The sequence below is a fragment of the Nocardiopsis halotolerans DSM 44410 genome (assembly GCF_000341065.1).
Lineage (GTDB): Bacteria > Actinomycetota > Actinomycetes > Streptosporangiales > Streptosporangiaceae > Nocardiopsis > Nocardiopsis halotolerans.
Window position 1 is genome coordinate 17,938 of sequence record NZ_ANAX01000027.1, and the last position, 24,133, is coordinate 42,070.

The 24,133-nt window shown below is 70.7% G+C and carries 26 protein-coding genes and 1 pseudogene; 19 read left to right on the forward strand and 8 right to left on the reverse strand.

All coding sequences use genetic code 11. The features are described from left to right. Window positions 1-69 precede the first annotated feature (69 nt). The 5 genes and pseudogenes from D455_RS0101755 to D455_RS32415 all read left to right on the forward strand — a co-directional run bounded on the left by D455_RS0101755 (window position 70) and on the right by D455_RS32415 (window position 4,428). Window positions 70-1,074 (forward strand): DUF2804 domain-containing protein, encoded by a 1,005-nt coding sequence (locus D455_RS0101755; RefSeq protein WP_026122218.1) that lies wholly within the window; start codon window positions 70-72, stop codon window positions 1,072-1,074. Window positions 1,075-1,139: 65 nt separating this feature from the next. Then, entirely contained in the window at window positions 1,140-2,186 is a 1,047-nt protein-coding gene (locus D455_RS0101760; RefSeq protein WP_017569042.1) for a pirin family protein, read from the forward strand. Window positions 2,187-2,318: 132 nt separating this feature from the next. Continuing rightward, window positions 2,319-2,633 (forward strand): annotated as a pseudogene (locus tag D455_RS32410) (helix-turn-helix domain-containing protein); the annotation flags it as partial. A gap of 134 nt (window positions 2,634-2,767) precedes the next feature. Continuing rightward, window positions 2,768-4,315, forward strand: coding sequence for a sodium-dependent transporter (locus D455_RS0101765; protein ID WP_017569043.1), 1,548 nt, complete (start codon window positions 2,768-2,770; stop codon window positions 4,313-4,315). Continuing rightward, window positions 4,315-4,428, forward strand: coding sequence for a methionine/alanine import family NSS transporter small subunit (locus D455_RS32415; RefSeq protein ID WP_017569044.1), 114 nt, complete (start codon window positions 4,315-4,317; stop codon window positions 4,426-4,428). Before D455_RS0101765 ends, D455_RS32415 begins: the two co-directional genes overlap by 1 nt. A 90-nt stretch (window positions 4,429-4,518) precedes the next feature. Here D455_RS32415 and D455_RS0101775 read toward each other — a convergent pair whose 3' ends face one another. Next, a complete protein-coding gene (locus D455_RS0101775) occupies window positions 4,519-5,064 on the reverse strand; it encodes a type 1 glutamine amidotransferase domain-containing protein (protein WP_017569045.1) in 546 nt (181 codons plus the stop codon). A 147-nt stretch (window positions 5,065-5,211) separates the two neighbouring features. Between D455_RS0101775 and D455_RS0101780 the strand changes: the two genes are divergently transcribed. Beyond that, window positions 5,212-5,838, forward strand: coding sequence for a histidine phosphatase family protein (locus D455_RS0101780; RefSeq protein ID WP_017569046.1), 627 nt, complete (start codon window positions 5,212-5,214; stop codon window positions 5,836-5,838). Window positions 5,839-5,938: 100 nt separating this feature from the next. Here the strand turns inward: D455_RS0101780 and D455_RS0101785 are convergent, their stop codons facing one another. After that, window positions 5,939-7,321, reverse strand: a complete 1,383-nt coding sequence (locus D455_RS0101785; protein ID WP_017569047.1) for an FAD-binding oxidoreductase — start codon at window positions 7,319-7,321, stop codon at window positions 5,939-5,941. A gap of 143 nt (window positions 7,322-7,464) precedes the next feature. Here D455_RS0101785 and D455_RS0101790 point away from each other — a divergent pair, with 143 nt between their 5' ends. Next, window positions 7,465-8,229, forward strand: coding sequence for an SDR family oxidoreductase (locus D455_RS0101790; protein WP_017569048.1), 765 nt, complete (start codon window positions 7,465-7,467; stop codon window positions 8,227-8,229). A 46-nt stretch (window positions 8,230-8,275) separates the two neighbouring features. Then, on the forward strand, window positions 8,276-8,701 hold the full coding sequence (locus D455_RS0101795) for a hypothetical protein (RefSeq protein ID WP_026122219.1): 426 nt from the start codon (window positions 8,276-8,278) through the stop codon (window positions 8,699-8,701). Between the two features lie 77 nt (window positions 8,702-8,778). On the opposite strand, the gene D455_RS0101800 is transcribed toward D455_RS0101795, so the two are convergent. Continuing rightward, the gene (locus D455_RS0101800; protein ID WP_017569050.1) at window positions 8,779-9,321 is read right to left on the reverse strand and encodes an MOSC domain-containing protein; all 543 of its coding nucleotides are present in this window, start codon (window positions 9,319-9,321) and stop codon (window positions 8,779-8,781) included. Window positions 9,322-9,428: 107 nt separating this feature from the next. Next, window positions 9,429-10,277, reverse strand: a complete 849-nt coding sequence (locus tag D455_RS0101805) for a helix-turn-helix transcriptional regulator (RefSeq protein ID WP_026122220.1) — start codon at window positions 10,275-10,277, stop codon at window positions 9,429-9,431. On the opposite strand from D455_RS0101805, the gene D455_RS34060 reads away from it, so the two are divergent. The 3 genes from D455_RS34060 (at window position 10,276) to D455_RS0101815 (ending at window position 12,344) form a co-directional block, all read left to right on the forward strand. Continuing rightward, window positions 10,276-10,491 (forward strand): hypothetical protein, encoded by a 216-nt coding sequence (locus D455_RS34060; protein ID WP_160167826.1) that lies wholly within the window; start codon window positions 10,276-10,278, stop codon window positions 10,489-10,491. The genes D455_RS0101805 and D455_RS34060 overlap by 2 nt on opposite strands. Beyond that, entirely contained in the window at window positions 10,491-11,501 is a 1,011-nt protein-coding gene (locus D455_RS0101810; protein ID WP_017569052.1) for an aldo/keto reductase, read from the forward strand. Before D455_RS34060 ends, D455_RS0101810 begins: the two co-directional genes overlap by 1 nt. Before the next feature lie 117 nt (window positions 11,502-11,618). Then, window positions 11,619-12,344 carry a Mut7-C RNAse domain-containing protein gene (locus D455_RS0101815; protein WP_026122221.1) on the forward strand — a complete coding sequence of 242 codons (726 nt, stop codon included), beginning with the start codon at window positions 11,619-11,621 and terminating at the stop codon, window positions 12,342-12,344. 47 nt (window positions 12,345-12,391) lie between these two features. On the opposite strand, the gene D455_RS0101820 is transcribed toward D455_RS0101815, so the two are convergent. Further along, window positions 12,392-12,988 (reverse strand): helix-turn-helix domain-containing protein, encoded by a 597-nt coding sequence (locus D455_RS0101820; RefSeq protein WP_017569054.1) that lies wholly within the window; start codon window positions 12,986-12,988, stop codon window positions 12,392-12,394. A gap of 80 nt (window positions 12,989-13,068) precedes the next feature. Here D455_RS0101820 and D455_RS0101825 point away from each other — a divergent pair, with 80 nt between their 5' ends. From D455_RS0101825 to D455_RS0101850, 6 genes are all read left to right on the forward strand, one after another. Next, window positions 13,069-14,094, forward strand: coding sequence for an NAD(P)/FAD-dependent oxidoreductase (locus D455_RS0101825; RefSeq protein ID WP_026122222.1), 1,026 nt, complete (start codon window positions 13,069-13,071; stop codon window positions 14,092-14,094). 17 nt (window positions 14,095-14,111) lie between these two features. Then, window positions 14,112-14,741 carry a class I SAM-dependent methyltransferase gene (locus tag D455_RS0101830; protein ID WP_026122223.1) on the forward strand — a complete coding sequence of 210 codons (630 nt, stop codon included), beginning with the start codon at window positions 14,112-14,114 and terminating at the stop codon, window positions 14,739-14,741. A gap of 377 nt (window positions 14,742-15,118) precedes the next feature. Next, entirely contained in the window at window positions 15,119-15,526 is a 408-nt protein-coding gene (locus D455_RS0101835) for a YciI family protein (RefSeq protein WP_017569057.1), read from the forward strand. Window positions 15,527-15,532: 6 nt separating this feature from the next. Next, on the forward strand, window positions 15,533-16,678 hold the full coding sequence (locus D455_RS0101840) for an RNA polymerase sigma factor (RefSeq protein ID WP_017569058.1): 1,146 nt from the start codon (window positions 15,533-15,535) through the stop codon (window positions 16,676-16,678). Between the two features lie 70 nt (window positions 16,679-16,748). Further along, the gene (locus D455_RS0101845; protein ID WP_017569059.1) at window positions 16,749-17,762 is read left to right on the forward strand and encodes a MerR family transcriptional regulator; all 1,014 of its coding nucleotides are present in this window, start codon (window positions 16,749-16,751) and stop codon (window positions 17,760-17,762) included. 250 nt (window positions 17,763-18,012) lie between these two features. After that, entirely contained in the window at window positions 18,013-19,242 is a 1,230-nt protein-coding gene (locus D455_RS0101850; RefSeq protein ID WP_017569060.1) for a serine hydrolase domain-containing protein, read from the forward strand. 20 nt (window positions 19,243-19,262) lie between these two features. Here the strand turns inward: D455_RS0101850 and D455_RS28910 are convergent, their stop codons facing one another. After that, the gene (locus D455_RS28910) at window positions 19,263-20,126 is read right to left on the reverse strand and encodes a helix-turn-helix domain-containing protein (protein WP_051064562.1); all 864 of its coding nucleotides are present in this window, start codon (window positions 20,124-20,126) and stop codon (window positions 19,263-19,265) included. A 195-nt stretch (window positions 20,127-20,321) separates the two neighbouring features. Between D455_RS28910 and D455_RS0101860 the strand changes: the two genes are divergently transcribed. Continuing rightward, window positions 20,322-21,098 (forward strand): SDR family NAD(P)-dependent oxidoreductase, encoded by a 777-nt coding sequence (locus D455_RS0101860; protein ID WP_017569062.1) that lies wholly within the window; start codon window positions 20,322-20,324, stop codon window positions 21,096-21,098. A 362-nt stretch (window positions 21,099-21,460) separates the two neighbouring features. After that, window positions 21,461-22,021: a DUF1062 domain-containing protein gene (locus tag D455_RS0101865; protein WP_026122224.1), complete on the forward strand. Its 561-nt coding sequence runs from the start codon at window positions 21,461-21,463 to the stop codon at window positions 22,019-22,021. 728 nt (window positions 22,022-22,749) lie between these two features. On the opposite strand, the gene D455_RS0101870 is transcribed toward D455_RS0101865, so the two are convergent. Both D455_RS0101870 and D455_RS0101875 read right to left on the reverse strand, forming a co-directional pair. Beyond that, on the reverse strand, window positions 22,750-22,941 hold the full coding sequence (locus D455_RS0101870) for a hypothetical protein (RefSeq protein ID WP_017569064.1): 192 nt from the start codon (window positions 22,939-22,941) through the stop codon (window positions 22,750-22,752). Window positions 22,942-23,295: 354 nt separating this feature from the next. Next, entirely contained in the window at window positions 23,296-24,072 is a 777-nt protein-coding gene (locus D455_RS0101875; protein ID WP_017569065.1) for an SDR family oxidoreductase, read from the reverse strand. Window positions 24,073-24,133 lie beyond the last annotated feature (61 nt).

The following is a 24,133-nucleotide window of genomic DNA, read 5'->3' on the forward strand; positions in this document are numbered from 1 at the left end:
CGCCGAGCGTCACCCGGTTTTCCCGGCCGGGCGCCCCCACGTGCGGCCACGCGCCCTATGCTGCCGCCCATGCCGACACACGAGCCGGAGATCACCGCACCCGTCGACCTGTGCACCCCCGACGGCCGCCTCAACCCCGAGGCCGTGGGCTGGTCCCGCCACCCGCTGCACCGCTGCGCACTGCCCGGCTGGGGCCGCTGCAAGAAGTGGGAGTACTGGTGCGTCACCACCCCCACCCACCTGATCGCGCTCACCCTCGCCGACATCGACTACCTCGGCCTGACCAGCGTCTACCTGCTGGAGTACGGCGGGCGGGAGGTCAGCCGCACCGCACTGCGCCCGCTCGCGCACGGCGTCCGCCTCCCCGACGGCCTCGGCACGGGCACCAGCGCCGCACTCGATCCGGTACGCGCCCTCATCCAGGAGGTCGACGGCGGCACCCGGCTCCGCTTCTCCTGCGACACATCCGAGGGGCGGCTCTTCGCCGACCTGACCGTCGACCTGCCCGAGAACCACGAGACCATGAGCGTGGTCATCCCCTGGGGCACCGACCGCTTCCAGTACACCTCCAAGCACACCGCCCGCCCCGCCCGGGGATCGGTGCGCCTGGGTGCGAGGACCCTGGACCTCACCGACGCCTGGGGCGTACTCGACCACGGCCGCGGCAAATGGCCCTACGACACCCGGTGGAACTGGGGCGCCGCCTCGGGCCGCACCGACGGCCGCACCGTGGGACTCCAGTTCGGCGGCCAGTGGACGAAGGGCACCGGCCTGACCGAGAACGCCCTGTGCGTGGACGGGCGCCTGTCCAAGATCGGCGAGGAACTGGAGTGGACCTACGACCCCACCAACCAGGACGAACCCTGGTGGGTGCGCACCCCCGACTCCGACCAGGTCGACGTGGTCTTCACCCCCTTCCACGAACGCGCCGACCGCACCAACGCCGGGCTGATCGTCAACGACATCCACCAGCTCTTCGGCCACTACACCGGCACGATCCGCACCGACCAGGGCGAGACCGTCTCCGTGGACGGCCTGCTCGGCTTCGCCGAACACGTCCACATGCGCTGGTGAGCCGCCCCGCTCCCCGGCGCGTCAGGGGCGTGCCGGGGCCAGAAGCCTCGACTATCTTCGCGAGGGTGAGCAACCTCGACACCCACCCCGCCGAAGCGCGCGTCTGCGGCGGGCGGATCACCCCGACCGACCACACGGACACCTCCGACACCGAACTCCTCACGCCGCGCGAGGTGCCGCTCGGCGGCCCGCGCGCGATGCTGGTCCGCCGCGCCCTCCCGGGTAAGAACCGCCGCATGATCGGCGCGTGGTGCTTCGCCGACGTCTACGGCCCCACCGACATCACCGCCGGTGCGGGCATGCAGGTGCCGCCCCACCCCCACATCGGCCTACAGACCGTGAGCTGGCTGGTCAGCGGAGCGGTCCACCACCTGGACAGCCTCGGCTCGGACCAGAGGGTACGGCCCGGCCAACTCAACCTCATGACCGCCGGACACGGCATCGCCCACTCCGAGCGCACCCCCGCAGACGCGCCGCCGACCCTGCACGGCGCGCAGCTGTGGATCGCCCTGCCCGAAGGCGACCGGGAGGGCCCGGCCCGCTTCGAACACCACGCCGACCTGCCCGTCCTCGACCTGCCCGGGGTGGACGCGCCGGGCGCCCGGGTGACGGTGATCGCCGGGCAGGTCAACGACGGGCGGGTTCACCGCTCCCCCGCACGCACCCACACCCCGCTAATGGGCGCCGAGGTCGTGCTGGAGGCCGGATCCAGGGTGCGGCTGCCGTTGGAGGAGTCCTTCGAACACGGTGTGCTGGCGCTGGACGCGCCCGTGCACGCCCTCGGACACCGCGTCGAGGCCGGTTCGCTGCTCTACGTGGGCGAGGGGCGCACACAGGTGGAACTGTACGCCGAGGAGGCCGCGCACCTGCTGGTCATCGGCGGCGAACCCTTCACCGAGGACCTGCTCATGTGGTGGAACTTCGTCGGCCGCGACCACGACGAGATCGTCCGGGCCCGCCACTCCTGGGAGCAGGACCGGACCAGCCCACACCAAGGCACAACAGGCGAGGGGGCACGGTTCCCCCTCGTCAGGGGCGACAGCGAGGAGTCACTGCCCGCTCCGGCGCTGCCCAACGCACGCCTGCGCGCGCGCCCGCGCCACCGCCCCTGAAGAGCACCCCTACCGGCCGCCGAACCGGGCGGATGCGCGCGTGCCCCTGATCAGGCCTTCGTCTGCTCGGGAGAGGATGTCGACACGTCCGCCCCTCCCACTCCGGCCGAACTCGGCAGACGGGGTGGAGCGGACGAACGGACCCTGTCCCGGCTCTTCCGCGACACCGTCGGAACGGGTTTTCCCGTCCGGCGCAACCAACTCCGACTCCCTCGGACCACACTGCCGCTGGCGCGGGGCCGGACCGTGACACAGGCCGCGGACGCGTGCGGGTCCTCCTCGTCGAGCGCGCCCATCGTCGCCTTCCACGCGGCCTTCGGCCCCACCCCGGCTCGCCGTACCGGTGAGTTCCGGCCCGACCTGGGCCGCCGCTGCCGCCACGCGCGTGCGCAAGCCCTCCTGAAGGTTTCCGGTAAGAGAGCCTTGAGTCTTTTGTCCGCCATGTAAGCCTAGACAAAAGGAGCTACAGGGCGCATGGTTGGGCGACAGAACGTGTAGCCAGCCCGCCCCACGATGCCGACCAGGCCAACTCCTGCTACCGTGCGGATCGCGAACTACGGGATGATTTAGGAGACCTGAACATGGTCCAACAGACTCGCGAGCAGTGGGGGACGCGCGCGGGCTTCCTGATGGCGGCGATCGGATCCGCCGTCGGACTGGGCAACATCTGGCGATTCCCCTACGTCGCCTACGAGAACGGTGGTGGCGCCTTCCTGCTGCCCTACCTCGTCGCCCTACTCACCGCCGGTATCCCTCTGCTGATCCTCGCCTACAGCATCGGGCACCGCTACCGCTCCTCCGCACCCCTGTCCTACCGGCGCATCGCCCGACCCGCCGAGGCCATCGGCTGGGGGCAGGGNTGGCAGGTGGCCATCTGCTTCGTGATCGCGATCTACTACGCCGTGATCGTGGCATGGGGAATCATGTTCGTCTGGTTCTCCGTCGGACAGCAGTGGGGAGAGGACCCCAACGCCTTCTTCTTCGAGGACTTCATCCAGGCCAGCGAGGGACCCGGAATGGTCTCGGGCTACATCCCCGGTGTGGCCTGGCCACTCATCGCCGTGTGGGTCGTGGTGCTCGCCATCCTCGCGCTCGGCGTCCGCAACGGCATCGAGAAGGCCAACAAGGTCTTCATCCCGCTGCTGGTGGTGCTGTTCCTGGTCCTGGTCGGACAGGCACTCACCCTGGACGGAGCCACGGCCGGCCTGAACGCCCTGTTCACCCCGGACTGGAGCAAGATGCTCAACGGCGAGGTCTGGATCGCCGCCTACGGACAGATCTTCTTCTCCCTGTCCATCGGCTTCGGCATCATGGTCACCTACGCCTCCTACCTGCGCCGCAAGGCCGACCTGACCGGCTCGGCGATGGTGGCGGGCTTCGCCAACAGCTCCTTCGAACTGCTCGCCGGCATCGGCGTGTTCGCGGCCCTGGGCTTCATGGCCACCGCCTCCGGCGTGGGAGTCGAACAGGTCGCCACCGACGGCCTGGGACTGGCCTTCATCGCCTTCCCACAGATCATCTCCACCCTGCCCTTCGGCGGCGCCCTGTTCGGGGTGCTCTTCTTCGGCTCCCTGGTGATCGCGGGCCTGACCTCGCTGATCAGCATCGTCCAGGTGATCGTCTCCGCGGTACAGGACCGCACCGGCCTGGGCCGCGTCCAGGCCGTGGCGATCGTGGGCGGCGCCACCGCGCTGATCTCGATCCTGCTCTTCCCCACCCCCGAGGGACTGCACTTCCTGGACGTGTTCGACCACTTCATCAACCAGTACGGCATCGTGTTGGCCGGATTCGCCATGATCGTGGTGTTCGGCTGGATCCTGCGCAAACTGCCGCTGCTCCAACAGCACGTCAACGCCGTCTCCTCGATCCGGCTCGGCCTGTGGTGGAGGATCACCCTGGGCGCCATCACGCCCGTCCTGCTCGGCTTCATGATGTACAGCAGCCTGCGCACGGAGCTGACGGAGAACTACGGGGAATACCCGGGCGGCTTCCTGCTGGCCGCCGGATGGGGCGTGGCCGTCGGCGCGATCGCCTTCGGCGTCATCGTCTCGCTCATCCCCTGGAAGCGCGCTGACGCCCTGGAACGTCAGGTCGAGGAGAACGAAGCCGCCAAGGAAGGAGACCGCTGATGAACACCAGCGCGATCATCATGATGGCCATCTCCATCATCCTGCTGTGGGGCGGCCTCGTCACGGCCGTCGTCCACCTGCGCCGCCACCCCGAGGAACCCGAGTCGGAGTAACCGGCGCGGCGGGTCACCGACACACGGGGCGGTGGGCACCAACCGGTGCCCACCGCCCCGTCCACGTGTACGCGCCCCCGACGGGCCCGCTCACCTCACGGCGATCTCCCTCACCACGCGCTCACAGAACGCGGGCAGATCATCCGGTTTACGGCTGGTGGTCAGGTTCTGGTCGGTGACCACCTCCTCATCCACCACGTTCCCGCCCGCGTTGCGCAGGTCGGTGCGCAGACTGGGGTAGGAGGTCACCGTGCGGCCCCGCACCACGTCGGCCTCCACCAGGATCCACGGCCCGTGGCAGATCGCCGCCACGGGCTTGCCCGAGGCGACGAAGTTGCGCACGAAATCCACCGCGTTCTCGTCCGAGCGCAGGTTGTCCGGGTTGACGGTCCCGCCCGGAACCACCAGGGCGTCGTAGTCGGCCACCCCGACCTCGGACACCACCCGGTCCACGTCGAAGGTGTCCGCCGGCGTGATGTCGCCGTTCATCGCCTGGATACTCCCGGACGCGAGCGAGACCAGGTCGATGTCGGCGCCCTCCTCTCCCAGCGCCTCCCGCGGTTGGACGAGCTCCACCTGCTCGACCCCGTCCGCCGCCAGAATCGCCACCCGGCGTCCGTTGAGCGTGTTGGCCATCGCTGCCCCCTCAGCTCGGCTTTCCGGCACCTGCGTGTGCCGCGTTGGCGCCCCTACCCGCGCGGGCCGCCATCTCACACGAACGGGCCCCGAACCGGGCCCGGCGGCCGGGGATCGGACCGACCACGTCCACCATGAGGAGAGCCCATGCCCGCCACCCGCCACCTGTACCTGGCCCGGCACGCCGAGGCCGACCGCGAACACGCAAGCCTGAACGCGCGGGGCCGCCGCCAGGCCCTCCGCCTCGGTCAGCTCCTACGCCAGCAGGGAGTGGAAACGCTCCACCACGGGCCCGCCCCACGCACCGCCCAGACCGCCCACCTGGCGGCCCGGGAGGTGGGGGTCGCACCGGTGGTCGCCCCCGAGGCGGGCGACTACGCGCCCCACCTGCCCACCCGCGCGGAGCTGCCACCCCAGTACGCCGACACGGTCATGGACTTCGTCGACTCCCTCCCCGCACACGAGCGGGCCCAGGGCCCCGAGCTGGGGCTCCGGGCACTGGAACGCTTCACCGGCCCGGCCCGGGGCGACCGGGAACGGCGCGAGGCGGTCATCACCCACGCCCACCCGGCCGCGTGGCTGCTGTGCGCCGCGCTGGAGGCCCCCGCATGGCGGTGGGTGACCCTCGCCCCCGCCAACGCGGCACTGACCGTGGTGCGCTACACCCCGGGGCGTCCGGCGTCGGTGCTGGCGTTCAACGACACCTCCCACCTGGCTGACGAACACCCCCGCCCCGCGGTGCCCCAACACCACCCCTGCACCACGACCAGGTGAGGTGGGCGGGCCGCCGCCGGGCCGGGGGCGTGCCCCGCTCCCACACGTCCCCGGTGCGAAGGAGGGGGCCGCTCCCCGCCCGCCCCGGGCGGGGAGTCCACTACGACGCGGCGAAGACCTTGCCCGGGTTGAAGATGCCCGCCGGATCCAGGGCGTCCTTGACCGCCCGGTGCATCCCCAGCACCTGCGGCCCCATCTCCCGCGCGGCGCCGCGCATCTTCAACAGGCCCACACCGTGCTCACCGGTGACCGTGCCTCCCAGGGCGATCGCCTCGTCCACGATCACCTCGAAGGCCTCCTGCGCCCGCTTCCTGGCGTCCTCGTCACCGGCCGGCACGATGAACAGGGGGTGGAGGTTGCCGTCACCGGCGTGCGCCACATTGCCGATACGGGTGTCGAAACGCTCCCCGATCGCCTCGATGCGCTCCAGCATCAAAGGCACCTTCGCCTTGGGCAGACACATGTCCTCGGTCAACAGCGGCCCCAACCGCTCCAACGCCGGGTAGGCTAGACGCCGCGCCTCGAACAGCGCCTCGGCCTCCTCCGCGTCGGTGGAACGCACCGAGTAGACCGCGCCCTCGGCCCGGAAGCACTCCAGGATGCGGTCGGCCTCCTCCCCACCCGAGGCCCCCGGCTGGTCACTGCGCGCCAGCAGCAGCACCTCCCCCTCGGCGGACAGACCCATGTTCTTCCACTCGTCCACCGCCTGGAGGCAGAACCGGTCGATCAACTCCATCGCCGAGGGCACCACCCCGGCGGCCGAGACCGCCGCGACCGCACGCCCGGCCTCCGCCAGGGAGTCGAAATACCCCACCACGGTGTGCTCGGTACCGGTGCGCAGCGGACGCATCCGCAGCGTCACCTCGGTGACCATGCCCAGCGTCCCCTCCGAACCCACCATGAGCCCGCACAGGTCGTAGCCGGTCACACCCTTGGCGGTCCCTCGACCCAACCGCACCACCTCTCCCGAGCCCACGACCGCCTCCATCCCCAGCACGTAGTCGCGGGTGACCCCGTACTTGACGCAGCACAGCCCGCCCGCGTTGGTGGCCACGTTCCCGCCGATGGTCGACCAGGGAGCCGACGCCGGATCGGGCGGGTACCACAGGCCCTCGCGCGCCACCCGCTCACGCAACGCGTCGTTGACCACCCCGGGCTGCACGGTGGCCGTCTGCTGGACCGGGTCGACCTCCAGCACCCGGTCCATCCGCTCGAAGGAGACCACCACCCAGCCGTCCGCCGCGTTGGCCGCCCCCGACAGTCCCGTACCCGCCCCGCGCGCGACCACCGGAACGCCCAACTCCGCGCACACACCCACCACGGCCGCCACGTCCCCGGTCCCGCGCGGGCGCACCAGCGCGGCCGGAAGCCCGTGGGGAGCCCACTCCGCCTCGTCGTGGGAGTAACCCCCCAGGACGGCCGGGTCGGTGACCACCTGCTCCGCGCCGACCGCTGCCGTCAACCTCTCGGCGATCTGGGACATGGGCACACTCCTCATCACTGCGTTCGGTCGCCCTGTCGCGCCGACACCGCCAGCACTCTAACCGGACACCCCGGCACCATCCACCCACCTCCTCGGGCGTACGCGCCGTAGCATGAGTCCTCCAGCCTTGCGAAGGAGGGCCCATGAAGACAGTCCTGGTCACCGGCGGCACGGGAACCCTGGGACGGCCCGTCGTACGACGTCTGCGCCAGGCCGGACACCAGGTACGCCACCTGAGCCGCCACCCCGACCCCCAGGACCCCGCCTCCTTCGCCGTCGACCTGCGCGAGGGCACCGGGCTGGCCGACGCCGTCCGAGGCGTGGACACCGTCGTGCACTGCGCCAGCTCACCCACCGGCGGCGACATCGAGTCCGCCACCCACCTGGTCCGCGCCGTCCGCGAGGCGGGCGTGGCGCACCTGGTCTACGTCTCCATCGTCGGCGTGGACCGGATACCGCTGGGCTACTACCTGACCAAGCACACCGTGGAGATGGCCCTGGCCGCCTCCGACCTGGGGTGGACGATCCTGCGCACCACCCAGTTCCACGACCTGGTACGCGACCTGTGCGCGAGCGCGGCCCGCCCACCGTTCATGCCCGTCCCGGACGTGGACGTGCAACCCATCGACACCGGCGAGGTCGCCTCCCGCCTAGCCCACCTGGCCGCCCAGCCCCCGGCCGGGCGCGTGGCGGACATGGGCGGCCCGCGCGTGGAGTCCTTCCGCGACCTGGCCGCCGCCTACCTGGCCCGGGCCCGAACCCCGCGGACGGTGCTGCCGGTGCGCCTGCCCGGCGCCACCTTCGCCGCCTACCGCCGGGGCCACCACCTGGCCCCGGGCCGGGCGGTGGGCCAGGTGACCTTCGAGGAGTTCCTGGACCGACAGAACAACGATGAAACAATCCGTTGAAAACAAGCTGTTGACAACATCTGTCGTGTCTCCCATGCTGGGAAACATGACCGAACACCCGCGCGAGGACGCCTTCACCCAACCCGACCCCCAAAACGCCCGCCGCACACGCACCCACGAGGCGCTCCTGCGCCTCACCGAACGGCACGCCACCGGCGAACACCGCCAGCGCTGGGACGAACAACGCATGCCCATGGCGCCCCTGGACGCCCTACGGCGCGTCGCCGACCTGGCCGCGGGCAGCGCCCAACCCGACCCCGACGCCCCGCCCGTGGACACCAACGACCTCACCGCCGCACTGACCCTGGTGCCCTGGGCACGCGCGGAGTTCGACCAACTCGAATCCGGGCTGCTCCAGATGTCCAAGGGACGCGGCATGACCTGGCAGGAGATCGCCTTCGGCCTGGGCCTGGGCTCGGCCCAGGCCGCCCGCCAACGCCACGAACGCCTCAGCCAACGCGCCGACACCTGAACGATCCCGCGCCCCCCGACAACCGGCCAGCCGGGCACGGCGCCGGCCGCGCCGGTGTGACGGGCCCCGGGCCGGGATCAGACCCGTTCCAGGGGCACGTGGGGACCCCGCGGCGCCTCCACCCGGATGGGCGCGCCCGGTTCGACCACGCCACTGACCAGCACCACACCCATGACCCCGGCCCTGCGCACCACACCGCCGTCCGCGCCCCGGTACAGGACCTGCTTGAGCAACCCCTGGGAGAAACCGTCGATCTGCGCGCACGGGTTACGCAGGCCCGTGACGCGGACACGGGCCCGCTCACCCAGACGCAGGACGGTACCGGTGGACAGGGACAGAAGATCCAGGCCACGGGTGGTGACGTTCTCACCCAACTGCCCCGGGGCGACCTCGAAACCGGCCCCGGCCAGCTCCTCCAGAAGCTCGGCCTGCACCAGGTGAACCTGGCGCAGGTTGGGCTGGGCGGGATCCGCGGCCACCCGGGACAGGTGCTGGACGGTGGTACCCAGATGCGCGTCACCCTCCACACCCAACCCCGCCAACAGACGGATACGCGGCAACGCGGCCTTGCTGAAGGTGTGTTCGGGATTGCTGCTGACCGATACCACCACCGGGTCCATGGACACCGTCCCCTCACGCGCGGATGTACCGCGCCACAGCCTAACCAGCCCGCCACCGGACCAACCGACCCGCTCCCCGCATCCGGGCCCCGTACCGCGCGAGACCCTCAGCCCGACACCGCACGCAGACCACCCCCATGAGACCGGACCAGATCCTCCAACGCGACCTCGGTGGCCTCATCCGAAGGCAGATAGACCACCAACTGCTGGCCTCCCGCGTCCAGGACCTCATAGGACAGGCGTAACTCCCCCGCCCGCGGATGGACCAGCCGCTCCACACCCGTGCGCCGGGGCACCACCGGCGCGTCCCCCATCCGGTCGACGAACGCGGCACCGGCCACCACCTCCAACTCCTCCACCAGACGGACCAGGTGCGGATCCTCGCGCGAGGACCCCGCCCTGAGCACGGCCACCCACTCGTCGGCCACCCGCTCCCAGTCCGGGTAGGCCCTGCGCGCCCGCTCGTCGGTGAACAGGAACCAGACCCGGTTGGGCGCCCCACCCTCCACCAACCCCACCGGGCCGGCCAGGCACGCGTAGGCGCGGGTGTGGGCCACCACGTCACCAACCCGGTTCAACAACACCGCCGGGGTGTCCGCCAACCGCTCCAACAGCGCCCGCATCGTGGGAGCCACCTCCCACTCGGGCGGTTGCCCACCCGGGCACAGCGCACCCATCCCCGCAGCCGCTTTGGACAGATTGCGCAACTGCACGCGCTCACCCACCGACAACAACAGGGCGTCCGCCAACGCCGCCAGGACCTGCGGCGACGGATTACGGTCACGCCCCTGCTCCAACCGGGTCAGATAATCCACGCTCACCCCCGACAGGGTGGCCACCTCCGCCCGCCGCAGCCCGGGCGTGCGACGACGCGGCCCCACGGGCAACCCCACCCGATCCGGAGTCAGCCCCTCCCTGCGGGCACGCAAAAACGCCCCCAACTCGCTCTCGCTCATGGGCGGTGAGTCTACGGCCGGGCGCCCCCCGGATCCTGGCCCCACCAAGGCCAGGATCACCACGGCCTTCCCCACGACCACCCCGCCCCCCACACTGGCCACCATGACCCTCACCACCAACGAGACCACCCGCGCCCACCAACAGGGCCGACCCCGCGCCGTACCGGTCAACACGGCCAACGCCCCCACCTCCCCTGTCGGGGGTGGACTCTGATGCGCTACCGGCTCCTGGGCCCCACGGGCCTGCGCGTCTCCCAGCTGTTCCTGGGCGCGATGGCCCTCACCGACACCGACCAGGCCCGCCGAATGCTCGACCTGTACGCCGACGCCGGAGGCAACGTCATCGACACCGCCTCGGCCTACGGCGACAGCGAACAGATCCTGGGCACACTGCTGCGCCAGCGCCGGGACCGGTTCGTGCTCGCCACCAAGTACACGCTCTCGCGCGACCGCTTTGACCCCAACGCGGGCGGCAACCACCGCAAGAACCTCACCCTGTCCCTGGAACGGAGCCTGCGCAGACTGGGCACCGACCACGTCGACCTCCTGTGGGTGCACGTGTGGGACGAGCACACGCCCGTGGAGGAGACCATGCGGGCCCTGGACGACGCCGTCCGCGCGGGAAAGGTCCTGTACGTGGGCGCCTCCAACCTGCCCGCATGGGTCGTGTCCCGGGCCAACACCCTGGCCCAGTGGCGCGACTGGACCCCCTTCGCCGGTGTGCAGGTGCCCTACAACCCACTCTCACGCGACATCGAACGCGAACTACTGCCCATGTCCGAGGCCCTCGGCCTGAGCGTGGCCACCTACGCGGGCCTGGCCGGGGGCGTGCTCTCGGGCAAGTACACCCGGCCGGGCGGGACACCACCAGGTTCACGCATCGACCCAGCATCACTGACCGAACGCGACCACCGGGCCGCGCGCACCATGGACCAGATCGCCCAGGAACTGGGGGCCACCCCCTCCCAGGTCGCGATCGCCTGGAACCTGGCGCGCTCACACGCGGTGCATCCCATCATCGGTGCGCGCGACGCCGCCCAGCTGGCCGACAACCTGGCGGCGGTCCAGGTGTCCCTGCCCCCGCGAGCCCTGGAACGCCTGAACGAGCTGGCCGGATCCGACCCCGGGTACCCCACGAGCGACATCACCGCCTCACGCCCCTGGATCAGCGGAGAGGCCGAACCCCGCCTGGAGGGCCGTCCGGTGCTGCGCGGCGGCCCCTGACACACCATGCGCACCCGCTCCCCCCAACACGAACGCCACCCGACGGGCACGCCCACTCCTCCACCGAACGAGGCCGTACCGTCCCCCACCCATGGCATGCTCAGGAACATGGAACGGATGCTGGCCCTGCACTTCGCGCCCGAACTGCGCTTCTTCCTGCCCCCGCGGCACCGGCACGAGACGGTACACCTGAAGGCGGACTCCACCTCCACCCTCGGCCACCACGTCCAGTCGCTGGGCGTACCCCTGACCGAGGTCGGCACCCTGCGCGTCGACGGCCACGACACCCCGCCCTCCCACATCCCCGCACCCGGCGAGACCGTCGACGTGCTACCCGTCCCCCACCCCCAACCCCTGCCCTTCGACCACACACGGTTCCTCCTCGACGTCCACCTGGGCACCCTGGCCCGCCGCCTGCGCCTGCTGGGCGTGGACACCGCCTACGACAACGACCGCGACGACCCCTCCCTGTACCGCCAGGCCAACGCCGAGGAACGCGTACTACTCACCCGCGACCGCGGGCTCCTCAGCCGCAGCGGCCTGCTCGCGGGCGGCCACGTACGCCAGGACAAACCCGCCGACCAGCTGCGCGAGGTACTACAGCGCTTCGCTCCGCCCCTGCGCCCCTGGACACGCTGCCTGGCCTGCAACGGCGAACTCTCCCACGTGTCCAAGGAGGAGGTGCGCGAAGGACTGGAACCGGGCACCCGCGCCAACTACGACGCGTTCGCGCGCTGCGACTCCTGCGGCCGGGTGTACTGGCCCGGCGCCCACCACTCCCGCCTGGCCCAGATCGTCCGCCAGGCCCAGGACATGGTCTCCTCCCGCCCCGACCCCACCTGAAACCAACCCCTGGTGCGGTGACCGAGCGGCCACCACACCAGGGGCACTCACCCGGGCGGGCGCCGCTCCCCGGGACGCGCACGCAGGTGCGCCCGCTCACCCTGCCTACCGAACAGGCTGAGGATCTCCACCGGTTCGGCGTCGGCGGAACCGAACCAGTGCGGCACACGGGTGTCGAACTCGGCCGCCTCCCCAGGAGAGAGCACCAGGTCGTGCTCCCCCAGAACGACCCGCAGCCGCCCGTTGAGGACGTAGAGCCACTCGTACCCCTCGTGGGTCTGCGGATCGGGCTCGGCCCGACCACCGCCGCCCGCGATCACCAGCTTGTAGGCCTGGATCCCCCCGGCCCGACGGGTCAGGGGAATCATGGTCATGCCGTGGCGGGTGACCGGACGCATGTGCACGCGCGGATCCCCGGTGGGAGGGGCGTCCACGAGCTCGTCCAGGGTGACACCATGCGCCCTGGCCAAGGGAAGCAGCAGTTCCAGAGTCGGCCGGCGAGCCCCCGACTCCAACCGGGACAGGGTGCTCACCGAGATACCGGTCACCGACGACAGGGCCACCAGCGTGGTCTCACGCCGCTGCCGCAACGCACGCAACCGGGGCCCCACCGCGTCGAGCGCCTGATCGAGATCACCATCCATACCTCCCACTTTGCCATAGCGGCAAAGAAGTTTGCGGCACTGAGGGAGAGGTTCGCATAGTGGTCGCGGAGGTGATCGAGGTGAGCGATCAACTGAAGGACGACTACGACGTGGTGGTCATCGGCGGTGGCGCCGCAGGCCTGAACGGGGCGCTGATGCTGGCCCGGGCACGACGCTCGGTGGCGGTGATCGACGCGGGCACCCCGCGCAACGCCCCCGCCGCGGCCGTACACGGACTCCTGGGACGCGAGGGCACACCACCGGACGAACTGCTCCGCCGCGGCCAGCAGGAGGTCCACGGCTACGGCGGCCACCTGGTCACCGGACAGGTCCAGGCCGCCTCCCGCGACAACGACCGCGACGGATTCACGGTGACCCTGACCGACGGGCGCCACACCCGCGCACGCCGCCTGCTGGTGACCACCGGACTGGTGGACGAACTGCCCGACATCCCCGGACTACGCCAACAGTGGGGCCGCGGCGTGGTGCACTGTCCCTACTGCCACGGCTGGGAGATCCGCGACCAGGCCATCGGCGTCCTGGCCAGCTCACCGATGTCGGTGCACCAGGCGCTGCTGTTTCGCCAGTGGAGCGACGACGTCACACTCTTCACCCACACCATGGCACCACCCACCAAGGAGGAGGCCGAACAACTGGCCGCACGCGGCATCACCGTGGTCGACGGCCAGGTGAGCGCCCTGGAGACCACCGACGACCACATCACCGGACTACGCCTGGCCAACGGCACGATCATCCACCGCCAGGCGGTGGCCGTGGCCCCACGCATGGTGGCCCGCGCCGCGTTCCTGGCCCCACTCGGGCTCACACCCGTCCCACACCCGTCCGGCATGGGCGAACACCTCCCCTGCGACGCGACCGGCCGCACCGACGCGCCCGGAGTCTGGGCCGCGGGCAACGTCACCGACCTGGCCGCCCAGGTCGGCGCCGCGGCCTCCTCGGGCGCGAACGCGGGAGCCCAGATCAACGCCGACCTGATCACCGAGGAGACCCGCCTGGCGGTCGCCGCCCACCGGGACCCGTTCTCGGCCGCCTCCGAGGCACGCGTGAGCGCGCGTGTGACCCACCCGGGCCGCCACGGCCTGTGAACGACAGGGAGACCACCATGTCCCACACCTTCGACCGGCACTTCTGGGAGGAGCGCTACCACGGCCACGGCGGCGCCCACACACGCCAACCCCACACCCACCTGATGGACGCGGCCCGGAACCTGACACCCGGCACGGCACTGGACGCGGGCTGCGGCGAGGGCGCCGACACCCTCTGGCTCGCCTCCCACGGCTGGCGGGTCAAAGCGGTCGACATCGCCTCGTCCGCACTGGAACGCGCCCGCGCCCACGCCCGCGACCTGGGAACCGAGGTCGCGGACCGGGTGGAGTGGGAACGCGCCGACCTGGCCGCGTGGGAACCGCCCGCAGCACGCTTCGACCTGGTCTGCTCCCACTACGTACACACCCACGGATCGGACCAGGCACTGTTCCAACGCCTGGCGGAGGCGGTCGCACCCGGCGGCACACTGCTCATCGTGGGCCACCAACCCACCCGGGAGGAGAACGCGGACCCGCACGGCCCGATACCCGGATCCCACGTACGGGCCGAGGAGACCGCCGCGCACCTGGACCCCGACCGGTGGGAGGTCATCGTGGCCGAACCCAGGACCCGCACGGTCGCCGCCTCCGACGGCCGCGAGGTCGTCCTGCACGACTCCGTCCTGTGGGCCCGCCGACACCGGTGAACACCACCAGCCCGTCCCGCGCCACCCGTACACCACGGCGCGGGACGGGCCCCTCCACCCCCAGCACCGCGCCCCCACGGCCAGCCGTCCTCACACGAGCGCTGCCGGACCACCCCCCAGTCGGCGACCACCACACCCACCCGTGACAGCGCCGACCAACCCTTGCGGGGACGCGGGGCCAACACCGACCATGGAAGGTCCCACGGCCGGACGAAGACGCCACCCCGCCACCAGGCACCGGGCCACACCCGGCAGCGGGACGAGCCCCGGAAAAAGTCCGCCGGAAAAATCCCGGAAGGACGTCGAGAACCCGCACTCGGCTCCGTCCCCGCAGTGAACACGGCCACGAGGGGCCGTACCGCACCGAGGAGAACACGATGGCCAAGTACCTGCTGCTCAAGCACTACCGGGGCGCGCCGACACCGGACAACGACGTGCCGATGGACCAGTGGACACCACAGGAGATCTCGGCACACGTGCAGTACATGCAGGACTTCGCCGACCGGCTCCAGGGCACCGGCGAGTTCGTCGACAGCCAGGCGCTCTCCCCGGAGGGCACCTTCGTCCGCTACGACGGCGAGGGGCGGCCGCCGGTCACCGACGGCCCCTTCGCCGAGACCAAGGACCTCATCGCCGGCTGGATGGTGATCGACGTCGACACCCACGAGCGGGCGCTCGAACTGGCCGGTGAACTGTCCGCGGCTCCGGGCGCGGGCGGACGACCGGTCCACGAATGGCTCGAGGTACGCCCGTTCCTGACCCAGCCCCCGACCATCACGGAGTGACACACGGTGGACGAAGCCCTGCCGCGGGCCCTCACCCCCACGGTGATCGGCGTCCTCGTCCGCCGCGGAGCCGACTTCGCGACGGCCGAGGACGCCGTGCAGGACGCCCTGCTCGAAGCCGTGCGCACCTGGCCCCACGACCCGCCACGAGACCCCCAGGGCTGGCTCGTCACCGTGGCCTGGCGCAGGTTCCTCGACGCCACCCGCGCCGACACCTCCCGACGACAGCGCGAGATACGCGTCGAAAGCGAACCCGCACCCGGCCCGGGCCAGACGGTGGACGACACACTCCAGCTGTACTTCCTGTGCGCACACCCGTCCCTGACCCCGACCTCGGCCGTCGCGCTCACACTGCGCGCCCTCGGCGGCCTGACCACACGCCAGATCGCACACGCCTACCTCGTACCGGAGGCGACCATGGCCCAGCGCATCAGCCGGGCCAAACGGACCCTCTCCGGCGTCCGGTTCCACCAACCCGGCGACGCCGCCACCGTGCTGCGCGTCCTCTACCTGGTCTTCAACGAGGGTTACTCCGGTGACGTCGACCTCGCCAGCGAGGCGATCCGGCTCACCCGCCAACTGGCGGCAGGGATCGACCACGAGGAGGTCGCGGGCCTGCTCGCACTGATGCTGCTCCACCACGCACGCCGCCCGGCCCGGACCGGCCCCGACGGCGGAATCATCCCCCTGGCCGAGCAGGACCGAGGCCTGTGGGACACCCGCATGATCACCGAGGGCGTCGACGTGCTCCAAAGGGCCCTCACGCGTGACCGCCTGGGCCAGTTCCAGGCCCAGGCCGCCATCGCCGCGCTCCACGCCGACGCCCCAACGGCCGAGGAGACCGACTGGACGCAGATCGTCGAATGGTACGACGAACTGGTGCGGCTCACCGACAACCCGGTGGCCCGACTCAACCGGGCCGTCGCGGTCGGCGAGGCCGACGGCCCGCGGGTCGGCCTGGCCGCCCTGGCGGAACTGGACCCCTCCCTACCCCGACACACCGCCGCCGCTGCCTACCTGCACGAACGTGACGGCGACCCGGTCACCGCGGCGCGGCTCTACGCCGAGGCCGCCCGGTCCGCGCCCAACCTCGCCGAACGCGACCACCTCACCCGGCAGGCCGCACGACTCAACACGCGACTGCGCGGCTGAGCGTTCCGTCCACGGACCCCGAGCCCACCGGTTTGCGTCTCAAGCGGCTTGAGGCACCACAGTGGCTCCCATGCACAACCAGGAGCTGTACCCCATCGGAGACGCCGCGCGCCGCAGCGGCCTGAGCGTCAGCGCCGTCCGGTTCTACGCCGACGAAGGGCTCGTCGAACCCACGCGCCTGAACGAGGCGGGCCACCGCCTCTACGACATCGACACCATCGCCCGACTGGAACTCGTCCGCACCCTGCGCGAGCTGGACACCGACCTGGGCGAGATCCGCCGACTGCTCGAAGGGGGAACGACCCTGCACGAGCTGCTCACCACCCACCTGGAGATCGTCGAACGCCAGGAGCGCACCCTGCGGGCCAGGAGGGCGGTGCTCAGGACCCTGATCACCCAGGGCGGCACGACCGCCCAAGCCGACCTGATGCACAAACTCGTCTCGATGACCGACGAGGAACGCGAGCAGACCATCGACGACTTCTGGAACGACGTCGGCGAGGGCCTCGACGTCCCCGACGGCTTCGTCGACCGGCTGCGCACGATGCGGCCGGTCCTGCCCGCGGACCCCACCGCCGCCCAACTGGAGGCGTGGATCGAACTGGGCGACCTGGTACGGGACCCGGCGTTTCGCGACGCGGTCCGCACCTACCTGTACCAGACCTACTCCACGGACGTGGGAAGGGAGGTGGCGAGCGCGCGGTTCCAGGACTTCATGTACGAGAGCGGGGTCCCGCTCGTGGAGGAGGTCCTGGCCGTCTACCGGGCCGGTGAACCCCCTCGTTCCCCCCGGGCGCAGCACACCGTCACGCGTTTCATGGAGGCGGCCGCGGCGGTGTCCGACACACCGCTCACCCCCCGACTCCGCGACCGGATGGCCGACGCCTACCGGCGGATCCCCGACCTCACGCGCCAGATCGCCGAGGAGGAGGCCGCTTCCGAGGACCCCGTGTACGGCCACACCCACGGCCGGTACCTGTCCCTGGTGGCGGCGATCAACGGTACCGAGTACGAGGAGCACGTGGAGGACTCCCTCTACGCCTGGATGGCCGACGCCATGCGCGCCCCGGCCACCGACTCCTGAACCCCTCCCCGGTGGGGCCGCCGTAGCGTTAACTCCAACTCAATGCAACGAATGAGGCGCCCTCCGTTGCGTTAGATTCACACCCTTCGCAACAAAACTGCCACTCTTGCCTGCGGAAACGCAGTTGATTCGCAGAGAACAAGTTGTGAGATCACTGAACACAACGTAGCGTTTCCAGCCTCGGAAACACCAGGTGTTCGGGGAGGACGCACCCCAGCGGCCACCACCCCCACACCGAAGGAGACGCACGATGGACCACGGCAACAACGGACTCCCCACCTCGGGACTGCGCAGAATACGCGACGTGCTCGCACGTCACGTCGACTCCGGAAGGATCCCCGGACTCGTCGCCCTCATCGACCGGGGCGGCCGGACACACGTCGAGACGATGGGAACGATGCGCCATGACGGCGGCCCCCCGATGCGCCGGGACACACTCTTTCGGATGGCCTCGACCTCCAAACCGGTCACGACCGCGGCGGCGATGATCCTGCTCGACGAGTGCAGGCTACGACTGGACGACCCGGTGCAACAGTGGCTGCCCGAACTCGCCGACCGACGGGTGCTCAAGCGGACCGACGGCCCACTGGACGACACCGTCCCGGCCCGACGACCGATCACCGTGCGGGACGTACTGACCTCCACCTTCGGGCTCGGCATCGACAGGACGCTGCTGGGCACCCCCATCATGGACGCGCTCCTCGAACAGGGACTCACACCCGACCTGCCCGAACCGATGCCCGAACCAGACGAGTGGATGCGCCGCCTGGGCACGCTCCCGCTGACGCACCAGCCCGGAGAACGCTGGCAGTACCACATCAGCAACGACCTACTCGGCGTGCTCGTCGCCAGGGTCACCGACCAACCGTTCGAGACCTTCCTACACGAACGCCTCTTCGCACCCCTGGGCATGAAGGACACCGGCTTCCACGTACCCGCCGACAGGACGGACCGGCTGCCGCCCCTGTACGCCCCCGACCCGCGGACCGGAGAGTTCCTCGTGTGGGACGAGGCCCAAACAGGACGCCACAGCACACCCCCCGCGTTCCAGGGCGGCGGCGGAGGATTGGTCTCCACCGCAGACGACTACCACGCCTACTTCCGCATGCTGCTGAACCAGGGGACGCACGGAACCGAGCGGATCCTGTCCCGCCCCGCCGTCCAACTGATGACCACCAACCGCCTCACCCCCCAACAGCAGACCCTCCGCAACACCATGGCCGCCGACAACGTCCACGTGTCGTTCGGCCAGGGACAGCACGGCGGCTGGGGCTTCGGAATGGCGGTACGCACCTACCGCGGCGACTACGCGCCCATCGGCCAGTTCGGTTGGGACGGCGGAAGCGGCACCTCGACCTACGCCGACCCCAACCACCAACTCACCGGACTCCTCCTCACCCAGGTCGGAATGTCCGTCCCGGACTCGGCACGACTCATCCACGACTTCTGGACCACCCTCTACCAGGCGATCGACCACTGACACCACGTCGGCCGGGCCGCTCACCAACGGCCCGGCGCGCCATCCTGGCCGGAGCGCTCATGCACGGGAAGGGCGAACGACGCCAGGAGGGCGAACCTGTCGGCGCCGTCGGTCCCGGGTTCGGGGTGGTAGATCGTCAGCAGCTGTCCATCCGTGCCGGCGATCGCGAGCTTCTCACGGTTCAGGGTGAGCGGGCCCACCTGGGGATGGGCGAGGGTCACGGCGGCACCCTCATGCTTGTGAACGTCGTGGCGGGCCCAGAGCTCACGAAACCGGGGACTGGCCAGACAGAGCCGACCGACGAGCTCCACGACGTGGGGATCGTCGACGTCGGCGCCCACCGACTCCCGAAACCCCGCCACCAGCTGCCGGGTCGACTCCTCCCAGTCCGGATACAGATCCCGCTCCGCGGGATCGAGGAAGACGTCGCGAAGCCGGTTGCCGCCCGCAACGAGCCGCGGGGACACGGCCGCGGCGAGCTCGTTCGCAGCGAGGACGTCGAACGCACGCCCCTCCACGAACGCGGGCAGGCCGAGCGTCCGCAACAGCACACGAACCCCGTGCGACACGACCTCCCGACGGGGACGCCGCCGGGCCGGCCTCGACCGGCCGGCACCCAGGGACATCAGATAGGCGGTGCCGTCCTCGTCGAGCCGCAGCACCCGGGCCAGGGCCGCGAGGACCTGCCGTGACGGACCGCGATCCCGGCCCTGCTCCAGACGGACGTAGTAGTCGGAGCTGATCCCGGCGAGCATGGCGACCTCCTCACGCCGCAACCCGGGCACCCGCCGCACTCCCAAAGGCGTCAACCCCGCCGACTCCGGGGTCACGAGCGCACGACGCGCCCTGAGGTAGTCGCCGAGAAGATTCGGTTCGTCGGACATACCACGACCGTACAGACGGACGCCCGGTCCGTGCCTGGCCCTGCCACCCCCAGGAAGACGAGGGCACTGGCCGACACCGACCCTCCCCCCGATGATCGATGACGGCTCGCCGAACCGGGCGGGCCGTCATCGACCACCCGACGGGGGACAGCACCCAGACCGTCGTACGGACGACCACGAAAAGAGGACACACCCATGAGCGCACTCGCACTCGTCACCGGCGCCACCTCCGGCATCGGCCACGCCTTCGCCCAGCGCCTGGCCACCGACGGATACGACCTCGTGGCCGTGGGACGCGACGAGAACCGGCTCAAGGAACTGGACCAGACCCACCCCGAGGCGGCGATCCGCCCCCTGGTCGCGGACCTGTCCACCGAGGCCGGCATCGACACGGTCGCCGACGTCGCCGCGACCGAGCCACTGGACCTGCTCGTCAACAACGCCGGCGTCGCCCACTACATGCCCCTGACCGACCTGCCCGCGGACAAGGCCCGTGAGCTGCTCCACGTCAAGACCGTGGCACCCGCGATGCTCGCCCGCGCGGCGGTGGGCGGCATGCACGAGCGCCGCAGGGGCACCATCGTCAACGTCGCCGGGATGATCGCGTTCAGCGGGCCCGCCCCGAACCCGGTGATGCCGCGCCGCGCCCTCTACGCCGGCGCGCTGGCGGGCCTGGTCACCATGTCCCAGACCCTGGCCGCCGAACTGGAGGACTCCGGTGTGCGCGTCCAAGCCCTGGTCCCCGGTGTGGTCGCCACCGAGTTCCACACACGTCAGGGCATGGACCTGAGCACCGTGCCGCGCATGAGCGCCCAGGACGTGGTCACCGCCAGCCTGCGCGGACTGGAACTCGGCGAGGTCGTCGTCGCGCCGGGCGTGGACGACCCAACCCTGCTCGACACGGTCTTCGAAGCCCACCTGGCCGCCTTCCACGCACAGGGCCCCGAACTCGCCACCCGCTACCGCAACTGACCGGCACCGCCCAACGTCGCTGGCCACGGGAGTGGTCCGCCTCAGCGACCTCCCGACGGGGAGTGAACCAGGCCAGGAAGCGCGATGTGCTCACGGTCCGGGTGCGCGTCCCGGGGATGAGGGGCGCCGCCGCCGGAAAACCTTTTGAGTTCTCCCCTCGCCTTCCCGTAGGTTGCCCACGGCCCCAGCACAGTGAGGACGAAGGACACAACCGCGTGACCCCGCCTGCTCTTTAGACCTGACACCTTTCGCTCACCCCCAAGCCGACCCTGACGTCGGCTCTGCCGGGCTGCCCATGCGCGCCCGGTCACCCAGCGTCTGAGGCCGCGCGCAATCGGCCTCGTGTCAGGTCCAGAGAGATCATGTCTTCACAACCCCATACCGTGCTGCCCTGGGTCGTTCGCCAGACCAGGCTGCCTCTGCTGTCGTCGCGGTGCGTGGACTGCCGGTCAGAGGCGGCCACCACCGGCGAGGGCAGGTTCCGCGTCAACGCCAACGGCAAACTGTTGGACGTGTGGCTGCTGGTTCACTGCGTGTCCTGCGGGCGGACGAGCAAACTCACCGTGCACGAGCGAGTGCCGGTCAGGTCCCTCGATCCGTGCGAGCTCGACGGCTACCACGCCAACGATCCGCAGTTGGTGGCGTCCACGTTGCTGGATCCGCTGCTCGCCCGGCGTAACCGTTTCACCCTGGACTGGAGGGGGGCCTGGCGGCTGGACGCCCCGCCGGTAGCGCTCGACGAGGTGTGGCCGACCCGGATGGAGGTCCTCTTCGAGGCTCCGGTGCCGGTGCGCCCGGAGCGGCTCATCGCGCGGGGGCTCGGCCTCAGCAGGAGCGAGGTGTCGCGCCGGGTCAAGTGCGACATCTCGCTGCGCCGCCCGGTGAGCACCGGCTTCACCTTCACCGTGTTGGCCGGGGACTGACGGGAACGCGGCCGCGGTGGTCCTCGCCCCGGGGGTGAGGACCACCGACACGGTGCCGCCCTTCAGACCAGCACGGCCTGGAGGGCGGCACCGCCGGTCCGGCGCCGGGGCGCGATCCCCCCGCCTCAGCTCGGGCAGGGGCCCGCTCCGCCCGAGAACCACCCCACCCCCGAATAACGTTTGAGAATTACGTTACTAAATAACGTAACAGGATGAGCGCCAACGAAATACCGCACCGAGACCCCCCAATCCTGACCTCCGATAAGTGGGCCTTACCGGCGGTGAGGCCGAGAGGGGTGCCCCACGCGCCCTCACCGGGCAGCGAGAAGCCACAACGTTATTCGCCCCAGGTCAGCGGCGGGCGAAAANGTCAGCGGCGGTCGAAAACGAGACGGGTACAGCCATGGCTGTACCCACTCTGTGCCCACCACCGGAAGGCCCCCGTTCCCCACCCGCGATGAGGCGCGGTGTGCCCTCCCCTCAACCTGTTGCTCCCACACCCGGCCGGGCTCGACGTCCAGGGCGACCAGTTCCCCCACGCGCAGCCCGGAGCACAACAGCAACCGTCCGATCGCCCGACCCCGCGCGATCAAGCGCTTCCCCACGGCGTGCGGGAACCGCTTCCGCTCGCGCGGGGCCAGCACACGGGTGCGGTGACCTCAGGTTCGTCGCGCCTGAAGGGGGTCGAGGAGGATCACTACAGGATTCAGCGCTGGACCCTCCCCGGCTCACCGGCCGGTGGTGAGCGCCTCCGGGGCGCAAGCCTTGTCGGCGTCGGTGGGCAGGGCCGAGCGGCGAATGGTGTTGAGGTCGGCGTGGCCCACCAGACCGGCCACCAGGACCACGTCGACCGGCTCGGTGGCCACCTCACCCCATGAGGGAGAGCGCACCGAGGTCGACACCAACGGCGACCGTGTCATGGACGAACATCCTCGGCGAAGAGCCCCGTCAGCTCTCTGTGAGCCGGTCAGCATCCGTATACGCCCAGCTCGCCCCGTATTCGTCCCCCCACGGACAAGAGCCCCTGGTCCTCAGGTCCACACGGTCCAGGTCGCGAGCACGTCCGGGGCGGTGCGGCACGCACCGCCCCGGACGCCCTTCGCCGCGTCCGTGGTGAGGGGAGAACGAGTCGGAACGGCCCCCGTGCTCGGCGGCGGATTCCGTCCCGACGTTCACCGGAAGGGATGAGCAGGAGGACCTACCCGCCGCACGCCTTCCCGCTGTCGGGTCCTCGAGACCCCCGGACCCAACTCGTCCCCCCTCGACACCGGGGGTCAGATCTGCGAGCCGCCACCGTCGACCGCCAGTTCGGCTCCGGTGGTGTAGGTGGCTTCGAAGGCCAGGAACACCATCGCCCTGGCGACCTCGGCCGGGGTGCCCATACGCGACATGGGGTTGTCCGCCGCCATCTGCGCCTTGGTCTGCTCGGCGGCTTCCCGTGGCATCGACTTGTCGAGGATGCCGGAGTCGATCGGGCCGGGGCTGACCGCGTTGACGCGGACCCCGCGCGGGAGCAGTTCGCGGGCCAGACCGCGGGTCATCGAGCGCAGCGCCGCCTTGCTGGCCGCATACGCGCTGAGCGTCGGCAGGCCCAGCACGTTCGCCACCGACGTGGTGAGCACGATCCCGCTGCCGCCAGTCAGCAACGGGGTCAGCTTCTGCACGGTGAAGTAGGGGCCCTTGGCGTTGACGGTCAGCATCTGGTCGAACAGTTCCTCACCCGTCGCCTCGAAGGGCGCGAAACCGTTGACGCCGGCGTTGGCGAACAGGGCGTCGACCGTGCCGAACTCGGTCTTGACCCGGTCGGCCAGCGCATCGATGTCGGCCAGCGACGCGGCATCGCTGCGGACGGCGATCGCGTTGTCGCCGAGTTGGTCGCGGGCGGCGTCCAGGGTGGCCCGGGTGCGCCCCGTGATCAGCACGCGTGCTCCTCCGTCCACGAGCAGGCGCGCGGTGGCCAGGCCGAACCCGCTGCTGCCTCCCGTGATCACGACCTTCTTGCCCTCGTACTTCCCGGTGACGCCAGGGGTCGTGGTGAGTGGGGTGTTCATGGTCTTTCCTCCAGTTTTTGAACTCAAGGTACAGAACTAAGGCAGGCAAAAGCCCGCACGG

Coding starts and splice junctions, on each gene's coding strand:
- D455_RS0101845 (WP_017569059.1), top strand. CDS start 16,749: ATGCACAACCAGGAGCTGTACCCCATCGGAGACGCCGCGCGCCGCAGC.
- D455_RS0101810 (WP_017569052.1), top strand. CDS start 10,491: ATGCGCTACCGGCTCCTGGGCCCCACGGGCCTGCGCGTCTCCCAGCTG.
- D455_RS0101870 (WP_017569064.1), bottom strand. CDS start 22,941: ATGACACGGTCGCCGTTGGTGTCGACCTCGGTGCGCTCTCCCTCATGG.
- D455_RS0101785 (WP_017569047.1), bottom strand. CDS start 7,321: ATGTCCCAGATCGCCGAGAGGTTGACGGCAGCGGTCGGCGCGGAGCAG.
- D455_RS0101820 (WP_017569054.1), bottom strand. CDS start 12,988: ATGGATGGTGATCTCGATCAGGCGCTCGACGCGGTGGGGCCCCGGTTG.
- D455_RS0101780 (WP_017569046.1), top strand. CDS start 5,212: ATGCCCGCCACCCGCCACCTGTACCTGGCCCGGCACGCCGAGGCCGAC.
- D455_RS0101755 (WP_026122218.1), top strand. CDS start 70: ATGCCGACACACGAGCCGGAGATCACCGCACCCGTCGACCTGTGCACC.
- D455_RS0101865 (WP_026122224.1), top strand. CDS start 21,461: ATGTCTTCACAACCCCATACCGTGCTGCCCTGGGTCGTTCGCCAGACC.
- D455_RS0101850 (WP_017569060.1), top strand. CDS start 18,013: ATGGACCACGGCAACAACGGACTCCCCACCTCGGGACTGCGCAGAATA.
- D455_RS0101805 (WP_026122220.1), bottom strand. CDS start 10,277: ATGAGCGAGAGCGAGTTGGGGGCGTTTTTGCGTGCCCGCAGGGAGGGG.
- D455_RS0101860 (WP_017569062.1), top strand. CDS start 20,322: ATGAGCGCACTCGCACTCGTCACCGGCGCCACCTCCGGCATCGGCCAC.
- D455_RS34060 (WP_160167826.1), top strand. CDS start 10,276: ATGGGCGGTGAGTCTACGGCCGGGCGCCCCCCGGATCCTGGCCCCACC.
- D455_RS0101835 (WP_017569057.1), top strand. CDS start 15,119: ATGGCCAAGTACCTGCTGCTCAAGCACTACCGGGGCGCGCCGACACCG.
- D455_RS0101830 (WP_026122223.1), top strand. CDS start 14,112: ATGTCCCACACCTTCGACCGGCACTTCTGGGAGGAGCGCTACCACGGC.
- D455_RS0101800 (WP_017569050.1), bottom strand. CDS start 9,321: ATGGACCCGGTGGTGGTATCGGTCAGCAGCAATCCCGAACACACCTTC.
- D455_RS0101790 (WP_017569048.1), top strand. CDS start 7,465: ATGAAGACAGTCCTGGTCACCGGCGGCACGGGAACCCTGGGACGGCCC.
- D455_RS0101815 (WP_026122221.1), top strand. CDS start 11,619: ATGCTGGCCCTGCACTTCGCGCCCGAACTGCGCTTCTTCCTGCCCCCG.
- D455_RS32415 (WP_017569044.1), top strand. CDS start 4,315: ATGAACACCAGCGCGATCATCATGATGGCCATCTCCATCATCCTGCTG.
- D455_RS0101795 (WP_026122219.1), top strand. CDS start 8,276: ATGACCGAACACCCGCGCGAGGACGCCTTCACCCAACCCGACCCCCAA.
- D455_RS0101875 (WP_017569065.1), bottom strand. CDS start 24,072: ATGAACACCCCACTCACCACGACCCCTGGCGTCACCGGGAAGTACGAG.
- D455_RS0101775 (WP_017569045.1), bottom strand. CDS start 5,064: ATGGCCAACACGCTCAACGGACGCCGGGTGGCGATTCTGGCGGCGGAC.
- D455_RS28910 (WP_051064562.1), bottom strand. CDS start 20,126: ATGTCCGACGAACCGAATCTTCTCGGCGACTACCTCAGGGCGCGTCGT.